The sequence below is a fragment of the Mesorhizobium sp. M0598 genome (assembly GCF_040320865.1).
Classification (GTDB): Bacteria; Pseudomonadota; Alphaproteobacteria; order Rhizobiales; family Rhizobiaceae; genus Mesorhizobium.
The window spans coordinates 1-11,535 of sequence record NZ_JAMYQL010000067.1; the positions used below are offsets into that span (position 1 = coordinate 1).

Sequence of the window (11,535 nt, forward strand, 5' to 3'; positions counted from 1 at the left end):
AGAGGTGAATCATGATCGTCAGGGATTTCAATAAGGAGAATCTGACAGCCCGGCGGGTTCAGACGACGAGCTGCGAAAGCGTGCAGTTGGGGGGCGCGAGGTGGATGATGCGACCGGCGACCTCAAGTCGCCCCAGGGAGCTCAATCTACGTCGGCTGCGAGATACGGGTCCTTCGGCTCCGCCGTCGGTCACCATTCTAGCCGCCTTACACTGACCCACACGAGCAGTGCATTATCAATCCAACGGATTATCAATCTAACGGTAAGAGTACCTGCGATGCATGACGACGCGACCACACTTGAGGTATCGACATATCTCTGTTCGCTTGACCGAAAGGCCCGCAAAGCGGGCGTGCAATTCAGGATGGGGGAAGATTTTGAGGAGTACCTTTCAATTACAAGTAAGCTTGCGGGGAAATATCCTACCTTTCCGAACTTCCGCCCAGATTGTTCACAGCTTGGGCCCGGCCAGGCGTTTTGGGTCGTTGGAGAAGATAAATTCGGGAAAGTAGCGCATGTCCAGGCGCTTCGTGTGGATGATCTGGCGCCTACCAACTTGGCTGACCATCTTGAGTCATTGAAAGCCTGCTATGTGGATCCTGCAAGGTATGCCGGCCCGGGTTCGTCGTGTGTTTGTGTCGCCCCGACTGCTCGGATCATAAGCGGGATCGTAGCGTATCACGGCGATTTATGGCTCCGAAGTGACCTTAGAGGACTGGGCTTAGCACCCACGCTTGCAGGTGTCGCTTTTGGGCTAGCATGGGCGAAATGGTCCCCCGATTTCATCTATGCGCTTGTGCCTACTTGGCTTATCCAAAAGGGAGTCGCCGATCAATACGGCTATCTTCACAAAGAAGCACATGGATCCGTCTTGAGTTTGCCTGATCGAGACATCGAAGATGATGACTGGCTCATTTGGCTAACTCGAGGCGAGTTATCCCAGCTAATCAAATGCTCGGCGACTGAAACGGTCGAGCGGATTTCTTGAGCGCAGTTTTACTGCCGGGTTTAGCCTTTCTGAGAGCCTTCTCTGATTTCGGTCTTGGAAGTCAATTCGCAATACTGCTCGGCAGGAATGACAGCCGGCGGCAAGCCAGCGATGGACCGTCGCGGAGCTCAGATTGGGGGCGGCTTCAGTCAACGTGACTTCGCCGCGCTCGGACCATTCGCCATCCCTGTAGATCGCGATGCCGTGCGGGTTGCGGAAGCCCCGCACACGTGACTGCGACCATCCATCCGATCGACCGTTCGCTTTCCTGACCGGTTGATTAGTTCGGCAATGGCCTTGTCGGGCATCAGTCGCGCGGAGGCGCAAATTAGCTCTGCCGACGGACCACCGCGTTTGACCACAGGGGTGAGGACAGCAGGGCCAATCCAGCCACGGACGCTGTTTGCAATGCGAGGCCAAAACGCAAGACAGTCATTTCGGTTACCTCAGCATCAATAAGGGATGACCTTGCCGCGCCCACGATCAGATTTAAATTCTGTACATCGTCGTCACAGCCGGACGAACACGACGCAGAGGCTCGGCCGCGCGCTTCGACAAATCCAGGTCCGCAATGGCGGTCTCGACGTCGACGGGATCGCAGCCCGCAAAGCAGTGGAGCATAAGACGATAATCCCCGTCACGAACAGAGAGGGAGGGATGGCGGTCGCCTTTCCCTTGCCCGTGACTTGGTACTGGGCAACGGCACAAGTAGCTCCCGCGCGCCGGGAATCCTCCCAAGGCGCGATATACCTGGGCAGCGCTTGGCCATGACACCTTTGTCATGGGCCTGATAATGCCGCCAAGCCGCTATCGGATCAATAGAATGATTTAACAGCGAGTCGAACCCGGCGAAATAGCCGGGGCGCTTCACGCGTTCTGCCGCTTGGAATAGATTCGCGAACAGCGGTACGTTGTGCTCCAACCGCGCTGGGCATCCGGCATCTGGGACAAGAGAGCAAGGGCCAGGACTTAGCTGTCGTGACCGCAGGATCGCCTCGGCCAGGTGGCCCAAGCCTGCATCGCTGAGAGCGCCATTCGCAAACCTCGAGATTGGCGACCAGGAGCCGTTGCATCAGGTAACTACGAGGACCACTTGCGCGCGAACACAGCATAGTGGTGTCTGCGCAGGAACGGTTTATCACTGCGCGAGGGCGCGCGAACCCGACCTTCGGACGATCGGCACATTGGCGGCGTCCCTGGGCGTCTCGCTATGGGCCTTTTGGGAATTCGGGACGCCGCCGTGCGCAAGCGTTGAAGCATTTGGGGCTACGGTATCAGGAGATCGCAGACCTGACGGAACAGGAGGATCGGCTGTGCGCGTGATTGAGCAGATCCTGGCACGGTAGGACCTGTTAAAGTTTGAAGCGGCCAAGGCGCTGATCATTGAGGCGGTACTGCCAAACCAGGTTCGGATCCTTAGGGTTGACGCCGGACGTCGACCAGGCGGAGCGCTCGAACTTTGCAGCGTCATGCAAAGGAAGATCGTCATCACAGCGCGACGGCTGTAACGACGAGCGAAGGCGATAACGTCCGATACTGTGAGTTAGAAATTCGATGACACAGACGGCGGCGAGGGACAGGATCAAGAAAGCAGTGGAAAAGCTGAGCATGCGAAGGCCGGCTTCCTGATCGGGCAGGGCGAAGAAAGCGAGCACGCCGCCGGCGAAAATTGCGAACGCGAACCTCATGAGCATGACACAGAGCCTCCTATTTTCATGTAGATCATTATAATATCACAGATCAAGAGTTATTATAATGATCAACGGAGATGGGATGGCCCCTCATTGATCAAGCGTTTTTCGAAGGCTGGGGGCATGGTGCCGCCTTTCGCGGTATCGGCTTCAGAGTGCGACGTGTCGCCCGGCGCCTTTTCCAGCTCGAACAGGGATAGAGATTGGATCCTCGCCGACTCCGGGGGGCCAAGCCTGGCGGCCCGTTTTGAGCGTAATCGGCAACAAAAATGAACTGCGCGGCCGCCTAAGATTTTACATAGCCGGGAAATCATCCACGCTCTTGAACAGCGGCGTCGAGGTTTCGCTTCTGGTCGATCTGAACCAGGTCATTCGAAAATGGTATGGGGCAACGATTGCAGGGCCTGCCTGCCGCAGGGGCAGAGAACAGGGTTGTCCATCCGGGTGAGGTGTTACACGACAAATTCATAAATCGGATGGCCGGGCCATCCAAACTGGATCATTTAATTATTCATTTTCAACAGGGCATGCAGATCGAAATGCTATCGTGCTCTGGAACGATTTAGCGGCGGCCAAAAGCTGTACGCCGTCACTTTGCGGGAGTATGGGGAGGATGCCACGACACTTTAATAGGGCAATGAGTCATCGTTTCGGCTAACAGCCTGAGCGCTAGACATTTTACAAAAAAATGGCCGTCATATTCCGACCGATAAACAGGAGTGCAACCGTGCCGATATTTAAAAACAAGACAGAAGACAGCGATGGTTGGCTTTCGATCCTGCTCGCCCTGCGACTTCGCCAAATCGAGAACGAGTACCCGGACTATGCGAGTTTTGCCGACGCTACGGGGCTATCGCGCGGCACGCTCTACCAGTTGCGGACGGGGAAGGGGAACCCGACATTCGTCACCCTGGAGCGGCTGGCACGGCACCTGAAGGTGCCGGTGTGGACGCTCATTGGGCGTACTGGTGACGACGACAGCGTGAAGCGCGACATCGAGACGTTCGGCTTCAACTTCAACGAGATTGCGCGGCATATTGAGGCCACGCGTGCTGTGAAGCGCTCGATGACGGAGTTCAGTGGTGTACCTTCTTTGAAAGAGGCAGCCATCCCCGCTGGGGCAACCTCCGAGAAGAAGCAGCTACCGCTGGCCAAAAAGAGACCCAGGACAAGCCAGTAGCATACAAGAAAAGTGGACGCCGCTAACCAATCGGCGTAGATTCATTTGCTACGATAGACTGAAAATATGCTTTATATTTCTTTGACGGGCATTCGAAAATCCGCCAGCGTCGATGCATTGGCATCATTTTGCTGAAGGGTTCACGATGCAAGCGAATCTCTGGCAAGTCGCAGGAGACAATGCGCTCTATAAGGAAGCGGCGGCGTTCGTCGATTGCCATCCGAAACCATGGGCGGAAGAGGTTTCCGAATTTCTGCGGAAGAAAGGCAAGCCCGAGACGATCATGTTGGTGATCGGACAGTTCATCGTGGCGGCCCTGTTCGAAGGACGACACGCGGACCTGCTGTACTGGTCGCTGGTTGCGGCCGAAGTGAACTGCGTTGGGATGGAGCAATGGCCTGATGATGTGCGCCAGGAGTTGGCGAGCCATCTGAAACGGGGATTTGGAAAGCTCTCGCCGCGCAATCTCTCCCATTGAAGGCGGCGGGCCGACGGCGTGGCCCTCAATGGGGAGACGGAGTCACACCTGACCAGAGGCAACGTTGATGTCGCTGCCGGCGGGACCGGGAGCGGATGAAGCGAGTTTTGTGTCATCACCGTTGGGCGTCGGAAAGTCGCCTGGTCCCATTTGGCAGACCGCTTGCGCGCGGCATCCCTGAGGAATGGATTGGCCGGCCGAATTGAGGCCGGCATAGCGGCGGTTTACGTCGTTCGCCCAGTTACGGCGCTGGCTTTCAGTGCTGCCGTTGTAACGATCGGCGAGGCAGCGAATACTTGACGTGCCGCCGCACGATTTGACGGCATCGCGAAGCGTCATTACGCCGCCTTCAATGTTTTCGGACAAGATGCCCCGATCCATTCCGTAGGCACGGCCGGTCGCCCCCGTAAGCTGCATCGGTCCAAGAACGCCACTGAAGGAGCCGGCACATGCTGACATCGCGCCTTCGTGAGCGGACACGGCAAGAGCGAGCTTGGGATCAAGGCCATACTTGTTGGCGGCGTCTACAATCATATTGGCGATGTTCGGGCTGCGCTCCATCATCTCTTGCGTGGACGGATAGCTCGGCAGACCCGCTCCGTTCTTACAAAGGGAGCGCAAAGTCGTGTTGTCATTGAGGTCGCAAGAACTTGCATCCTGGTCGAAGGAATTCGCTTGTGCAACAGGCGCTTGTCCGACGATCAGGAGCGCGGAGAGGAGTATTGGGACGGGACGCAGCATCTTACTTCCCCGGGCAGAAATTATAGATGGTGCCATTGATGGAGAGCGCGTCGTTGGATGGGCGCGTAATCTTCATCGGCGTCATGACCGGGGAACTGCTGCCACGCTCTGTACATGAGGCTTGGAACGCATCGCCTGCATGACGGGTGCCAGCTATCTTGCAGGTGCTTGCGCCGACGGTGATTGCGTCGCCGTCGAACTCGGCAAGTTCGAGAGCGCCGACGCCTTGGTCGAGATCGGCACATGTGTGTGTAGACGCTACATATGATCCCTGCGGAGCCTTGAGCGGATCAAGCGCTTGCGCGATTGACGGCGAGATCAAGACGGCTAGAGTCGTGAAGATTGTCGGGCTGGCCATGGCAGATATTCTGAACATCATCCCGCCGCTGCCGCCGGCAGGAGCCGCGGTCAAGGCCGCGCATCGCGCGCCGTGAGGGAAGCCTTGATCCGGTGGCGATGGCCGGTGGCAGGCTGGTGTACTGAATAAGGTCAGGTTTTCCATGTCGATCATGGTTGCGCTCCTTCCGAATATCGAGGCTGCCGGAAACACACCGGGCACCGCGGCTTCCCCTAGGGTTGCGGGACCGGGACCCGGAATTGGCATTCCGGGGCGATTTCACCTTCGAATACGATGCCGGCGCGAATGCTTTGGGCCTGAACATCATATGCACCCATTGCACCATTCCGAGCGAGGTCGGGGCGGACGTTATTCGGTTGCGCGCCATATTCGATGAAACAGCCGGAGCCAGCGTCAGCGACCGTGGATCGACCATTCTGATAGATCGCCAGGCGCATGGGGCATCGTTTCAGCGTGGCATTGCCGACAGGATCGGTGCGGATCGGCGAGCAGCCGGTGAGCGTGTGCAGGACCGAGAGGACGACGGTTTTGGTCGGGCTGCGCACCACGATGTGACTCTCGGAAGCCGGCGCGTTGGCGACCGCAAAGCGCGTATCGCCTTTGGCCATGTAGGCGTCGTTGTTCTTCTTCAGCCGGTCGGCCCATAGGGAGGCGTAGGGCACAGCTTCCGAGTTCGGGAGCTCGAGATCGGCGTAGGCGACGGCGCGCCAGGCGTTCGGATCATGCGTGAGCGACTGAGCCGAAGCGTGGGGCGCCAATGTAAGGGCAGTCGCGACTGCGACAAATGTCAGGCGTTCGTGCATTCCTTGTCTCGCTTTTCTGGATTATGATTAAATCAATGTCTTAGTGATTGTCGAGCGTGATATTTGAATGAACCAGGAAGCTCGCCTATCGGGGCTGGATGAATTGCGTGGTCTGGCGATCGGGCTGGTGGTGCTGTCGCATGTCGGGCCGGTCTTCGGAGAGGGCGGGACGAGCGCCGCTCTGCTGTTTGCGCCGGCATGGAGCGTCGGGGTCGACTTGTTCTTTGTGATTTCCGGCCTGCTGGTGGAACGCTCATTGCGAAGCCTGCGGCTCGAGTTCGGAGCGCTCGAGGCGGCCTCCGCTTTCTATGTCAGGCGTGCTATGCGGATCGTGCCGCTAGCCTGGTGCGTCGGCGCCTTCCTCTCGATCGGGTTGATCATCCCGGGAAGCGGCGTTGAGCCTGCAGACGCGAAGGCGGCATTTGCCTTCATCTCGAATGCGCATTGGGCGCCCTGTTTCGGTGGCGCTACAGGATGCGGGAACGCCTTTGCGTTTGGGCCATTCTGGTCGGTCGCCGCCGAGATGCAATTTTATCTACTGGCTCCGCTCCTGGTGTTCTTGCTACCGCGACGGGCGCTCGTCGCGCTGGCCGGACTCGTTCTCGTGGTCGGGACGTTCACGCTGCGGCCATGGGGCGGGACGCTTTGGACGTTCCGCATCGATGCAATCGCGGTCGGGCTGGCGATCGGAGCAACCATGGGCAAAAGCGCGTGGCCACGACTGGCGGAACACCTGCGGGCGATCGGTAACATGGAAGCGGGGTTCTGGATGACGGCCGGGGCCTTCATGCTGTCGATCTTGCCGCCGGGGACACATGGCGTGGCGACTGCCGCACTGGCGCTGATGTGCGGGTGGATCGTCACAAGGGCGACCTTGCGGAATGGTTCTGTGAACTGGCCGGGGCGGATGCTGCGCCACCTAGGAGACATCTCCTATGCCCTCCATCTGATCCATCTGCCGGTGCTGGCAATGTTCAATTGGTCCCTTGGCCAATTCCTGGGCGCTCCGGCGACGGCAACGCTCTCGATCGTGATTGCGATCGGGCTGTCTCATGTGCTGACAGCGGCGATCGGAGATCCGCTCCGCCAACTCGGCCGCCAATGGTCAAATCGAACAGTCCGGGAGGTGCGCCGTGACAGAAGAAAATCGTCAGTGGTCGGTTGGTGGTGAAGATGCCGATCAAATTCCGCGAGGAGCGAGGGCGCTGGCGGAGCAGCTATTGACCGAGACCGACGGCGATGCCCTGGCAGCGCTCGTCGCGGCATGCTGCGTCATTGGAGCCATGCGCTCGGCGGTATCGAGGGGTATGGTGCGCAACGGATCGCCGTCAGGGGTAGATATCGCAAGTGCTGGAGGTGTTCGTGCGATGCGAGCCCCCAGCAGAAGAGCAGAACCTAACCGGTAGATGACCTCGACCGTGAAGTAGCTACGGTGTTGGGAGGCTGTGCAGCGTACCGCTCGATCCCCCGGAATCCTGAATGCACGATACCCGCGGGCCGTCGGCTTCTGTGCGCATCTGGCCTGCCGACACGCGCGGTAGTGTGACGGCCGCCGCTTAGTAGCGGTTGCCGAACCAGCCCTTGCTCTTGGGTGGCGAGGGTTCCTGATAAGCCCACGGGACGGATTTGTAGGACGGCCTCGGGTCTTGGACGCGCCAAGCCTGCTGCCAGTAGTAGAAATTGAGGGGTACTCGGGCGAGCACGCGACCATCGGCAGACAGGAGGTCGGAAGCGCAGGCGACGACGGGGCCGTCGTAATATTGCACGCGGCCGGTATAGCCATTGAGCGCTCCTGGCCGGCAGGCAAAGACGCGAACGCCTGCAGCGATCGTGTCCGGGGCTTCCGCAGGGACGGAGATCGTCTTGATGCCTTCCTTCGTGATGAGCGTGCGCACGGGCACAGAGCTCCAATGCGAGCGGCGCAAGGCGTTATTCGCCTGAGCTTCGGTTGGGTAGCCGGTACGCTGGGTAATGATCGGCGGGAAGCGGCCCCAGTCAGGCGCATATTCCTGCCGGCTGCGACTGACCCGATCGGGCTTCAAATAGGCGTCCGTAGCCGAAACGTGTCCACGCGGGGCCGAATGTGCAGCATCCGGCACTCGCCCGGCGCAACCGGCGAGCAAGGCCGCGGATGCGACGATGGGGAGGATGTGACGAAAGGTACGCATGTCGTGCTCGAGGGTCATGGGTTTCGCAGGTGAGGATTTCCGGTAGAGCCAAGGCATCTGGAAGGGGCTGGCCGAAATGCCGCGATGGGTTTTGCGAGCCTCGCGCCCGATCTGGGCGTAGAGGGGGATGCGACGATCGGGATCATCGGGGAGGGTGACGGCTACGCCTGCTTTCAGCCTCTCGCCGGCGACGTCGGCCATTTCGCTGGTTGCACAACGCCCGGACGATAGCCTCGTCTTTCCGGATCGGCGAGCAGACAACCCATTTTTTCAAGGTGGCGGTTACGAGCCATGCCATGGCAAGGCCACGTCTGCTTTCCCAGCGTCGCGGTCTGGCCCAGGTCGCAGCCGTCGACGCCGCGATAGGTGCACGACAAGTTGATTGCTGGTTCCCATGAATCACTCCTCTTCAGATTCATTGAATCAATAAACTATCTTGCAAATCGCCGTGCAAGTGTCTCTGACTCATATCCAGCGAGGGGAGGAGGGTGCTCGTATCCGGATCGGTGCACGATGGGCCGGGTAGGGGCCTCGGTGTAGAGTTGGCGCGGGGCGGTCTGACTTTCTGGATTTCGGCAAGGGATGGTACCATCAGGCAATCGATACTCTGAATGCGCGCTATGCAGCGGCATCCGACTGGACGAACTCAGCGGCTTCGTGGGTAGCCTTGCCTGATGTCGCTGCGAGCCTCTCGAAGCCGCTGTTCGAGCGCTAAATAGCGAGACGTAATCGCATTCAGCTTTGTGAAGAACTGCTTGCTCTGCGCAGGGTTGCCCGGCACAGGTGGAGGGGACAAAGCAAAGAGAGCATCCCTATCAGCGTCTAATTGTTCCAGCTCCGAACAGAAACGGCAAACCTCGTGGTCGGTCGTTCCGGAACTCCGATGTGATGCACGGCGCGAGGCACGCGTAGGGTTAGTCCGCCGACCCACATCGTTTGACGAAAGTACGATCGTATCCAAGGCGTTTCCTCCACGCCGGTTGTGGCCATGCAATCTGGAATAAAGGGGGTTGCAACCTAAGTATACTGGCGGTTTCGCCTGTCACTTTTGACAGGTCGCGAGACGCTGGAATCCAGCGAGGAGCAACCTAGTTAAATAGCCCGCGCGAATGGCTTGGAGAGGCACGTCGATAGCAAGGAGGTAAGCTGGGTATGGCGCAATTTGACTCAAATTTTGATGACATGACTGAGGGTATTCGAGCAGTTGCCTCTCCTGCGGACGCAACGGACCTTCTGAACACAATTGTCGAAAGTTACGGCCTGGAGACGGCGGCCTTTCTTACCGTCAGGCCGGTTTATGAGGAACCGAGTAAGCCGTTCTACGTGACCACCTATTCGCCTGACTGGGTGAAACGCTACATCGAGAAGGATTTTTTCGAAATCGATCCCGTGCTTCCCTGCGGGCTGCGTGCTGTGACATTGGTTGATTGGAAGGAGATCGACCTATCGGACAAGGCTGTGCGGACATTCTTCGGTGAAGCGAGGGAACATGGGGCCGGAAAGCATGGCGTCACGTTCCCAGTTAGGGGTGTCGACGGCGACCGCGGCATTCTGAGCGTGACGAGCAACGAGAACGCAGCGGCGTGGCAGGCGTTTCTCAAATCCGAGGTTCGCGACTTCCAGCATCTCGCCGGCGAATTTCACAATGCTATCGGTCGAATCCAAGGAAGGCCACGCCATCAGACGGTATGCTCCGATAGAGAGATCGAATGCCTGAAATGGTACGCGAGGGGAGAGAAGGTCAAACGGACCGCAGAGATACTGTCGCTATCCCCTCGCACGGTCCGATTTCATCTTGATCTGGCACGGGCCAAGCTGGGTGCCAAAAGCTTGGCGCATGCGGTTGCGATCGCGGCCGAGCGTGGCCTTTTCTTCCAAAGACGGTTCTGATCGCTAGCCAAGCGCTTCGCGGGAAGCCGCCGGCAAATTCGTTCGGTTTCGTGAAGCTGGGAATGATAGAATGACTGGATCATGAGGAAAGAAGGGGGACGTCGCTCTGGACAACCTCATCCGGAAAGGCGCCGCGACCCTCTGAGGGTAGAATGCTGGCCAAACCAAGTGCCCTATTCGCAAACCATACGGTACCGCTTGCCGGGCTCGCTGACGTTCTTGCAGACAAGCAGCTTGTGCGGCTCGGAAGAGGAGAGCGGAGGACTTACGACCCGCGATGCACGTCTGTTTGATGTCTTGAGACTTGCCGTACGGCGCGGTTCGAGCCTTTCCGGCTCCTGTGGCGCAACCGGAAACACGCTGGTTTCGATCTGTGGCTGCTGCAGGGATGGCGGCTCTTTGTCAAAGAATCGCCTCGCATCAAGCGATCGCGGAATAACCACCGTACCATCATCGCTGCGCGCGCAGCCGCTGCCCAACAGTAAAGCCAGCCCCAGGAAAAAAGGCAGTATCCGTCCAAACATAAGCACAACCCTTGGCGGGCATATACCCCGGCTTGCGGGTCGCCGACAACCGGCGCAATGGGCACGAAGAAAGGGCGGCATTCCTTGCCGCCCTTTCGAAATTGTCGACATGCGAGGACCTTTAAAAGCCCATACCGCCCATGCCGCCGCCGCCCATGCCGCCAGGCATTCCGCCGCCAGCCGACTCCTTCTTCGGAGCCTCGGCGATCATGGCTTCGGTGGTGACCAGCAGGCCGGCGACCGAGGCCGCGTCCTGCAGAGCCGTGCGCGCAACCTTGACCGGATCGACGATACCCATGGCGATCATGTCGCCATATTCGCCGGTCTGGGCGTTGTAACCGAAGGTCGCGCCCTTGTTCTCAAGGATCTTGCCGGCAACGATCGATGCTTCCGCACCGGCGTTGGCCGCGATCTGGCGGGCCGGAGCCTGCAGCGCGCGACGCACGATGGCGATGCCGGCGGTCTGGTCGGAGTTGGCGCCAGTGACGGTGATGGCCAGCGAAGCGCGCAGCAGGGCGACGCCGCCGCCGGGAACGATGCCTTCTTCGACGGCCGCGCGGGTCGCGTTGAGGGCGTCATCGACGCGGTCCTTCTTTTCCTTGACTTCGATCTCGGTCGCACCGCCGACGCGGATGACGGCAACGCCGCCCGCCAGCTTGGCGAGACGTTCCTGCAGCTTCTCCTTGTCGTAGTCCGAGGTGGTCTCCTCGATCT

The 11,535-nt window shown here is 59.1% G+C and carries 11 protein-coding genes; 5 read left to right on the forward strand and 6 right to left on the reverse strand.

All coding sequences use genetic code 11. The features are described from left to right. Nucleotides 1-277: 277 nt before the first annotated feature. Nucleotides 278-988 carry a hypothetical protein gene (locus NKI59_RS33980; RefSeq protein ID WP_352708880.1) on the forward strand — a complete coding sequence of 237 codons (711 nt, stop codon included), beginning with the start codon at nucleotides 278-280 and terminating at the stop codon, nucleotides 986-988. Nucleotides 989-2,340: 1,352 nt separating this feature from the next. Here NKI59_RS33980 and NKI59_RS33985 read toward each other — a convergent pair. After that, nucleotides 2,341-2,598, reverse strand: coding sequence for a hypothetical protein (locus tag NKI59_RS33985; RefSeq protein ID WP_352708882.1), 258 nt, complete (start codon nucleotides 2,596-2,598; stop codon nucleotides 2,341-2,343). Nucleotides 2,599-3,406: 808 nt separating this feature from the next. Between NKI59_RS33985 and NKI59_RS33990 the strand changes: the two genes are divergently transcribed. Together NKI59_RS33990 and NKI59_RS33995 are read left to right on the forward strand one after the other, a co-directional pair. After that, on the forward strand, nucleotides 3,407-3,859 hold the full coding sequence (locus NKI59_RS33990) for a helix-turn-helix domain-containing protein (RefSeq protein WP_352708883.1): 453 nt from the start codon (nucleotides 3,407-3,409) through the stop codon (nucleotides 3,857-3,859). 145 nt (nucleotides 3,860-4,004) lie between these two features. Then, complete coding sequence (locus NKI59_RS33995) at nucleotides 4,005-4,337, forward strand: hypothetical protein (protein WP_352708886.1); 333 nt, start codon at nucleotides 4,005-4,007, stop codon at nucleotides 4,335-4,337. Nucleotides 4,338-4,379: 42 nt separating this feature from the next. On the opposite strand, the gene NKI59_RS34000 is transcribed toward NKI59_RS33995, so the two are convergent. The 3 genes from NKI59_RS34000 to NKI59_RS34010 are packed head-to-tail and all read right to left on the reverse strand — an operon-like array spanning nucleotide 4,380 to nucleotide 6,239. After that, nucleotides 4,380-5,078 carry a transglycosylase SLT domain-containing protein gene (locus NKI59_RS34000; RefSeq protein WP_352708888.1) on the reverse strand — a complete coding sequence of 233 codons (699 nt, stop codon included), beginning with the start codon at nucleotides 5,076-5,078 and terminating at the stop codon, nucleotides 4,380-4,382. Nucleotide 5,079: 1 nt separating this feature from the next. Next, nucleotides 5,080-5,589 (reverse strand): hypothetical protein, encoded by a 510-nt coding sequence (locus NKI59_RS34005; protein WP_352708890.1) that lies wholly within the window; start codon nucleotides 5,587-5,589, stop codon nucleotides 5,080-5,082. A gap of 59 nt (nucleotides 5,590-5,648) precedes the next feature. Continuing rightward, entirely contained in the window at nucleotides 5,649-6,239 is a 591-nt protein-coding gene (locus NKI59_RS34010; protein WP_352708891.1) for a hypothetical protein, read from the reverse strand. 67 nt (nucleotides 6,240-6,306) lie between these two features. On the opposite strand from NKI59_RS34010, the gene NKI59_RS34015 reads away from it, so the two are divergent. Then, nucleotides 6,307-7,410 carry an acyltransferase family protein gene (locus tag NKI59_RS34015; RefSeq protein WP_352708894.1) on the forward strand — a complete coding sequence of 368 codons (1,104 nt, stop codon included), beginning with the start codon at nucleotides 6,307-6,309 and terminating at the stop codon, nucleotides 7,408-7,410. Nucleotides 7,411-7,795: 385 nt separating this feature from the next. Here the strand turns inward: NKI59_RS34015 and NKI59_RS34020 are convergent, their stop codons facing one another. Beyond that, nucleotides 7,796-8,608, reverse strand: a complete 813-nt coding sequence (locus NKI59_RS34020; protein ID WP_352708897.1) for a hypothetical protein — start codon at nucleotides 8,606-8,608, stop codon at nucleotides 7,796-7,798. Between the two features lie 951 nt (nucleotides 8,609-9,559). Here NKI59_RS34020 and NKI59_RS34025 point away from each other — a divergent pair. Continuing rightward, nucleotides 9,560-10,297, forward strand: coding sequence for a helix-turn-helix transcriptional regulator (locus tag NKI59_RS34025; RefSeq protein WP_352708899.1), 738 nt, complete (start codon nucleotides 9,560-9,562; stop codon nucleotides 10,295-10,297). Between the two features lie 645 nt (nucleotides 10,298-10,942). Here the strand turns inward: NKI59_RS34025 and NKI59_RS34030 are convergent. Further along, nucleotides 10,943-11,535: TCP-1/cpn60 chaperonin family protein (locus NKI59_RS34030; protein ID WP_352708901.1), on the reverse strand; the 593-nt coding region annotated here is incomplete at its 5' end.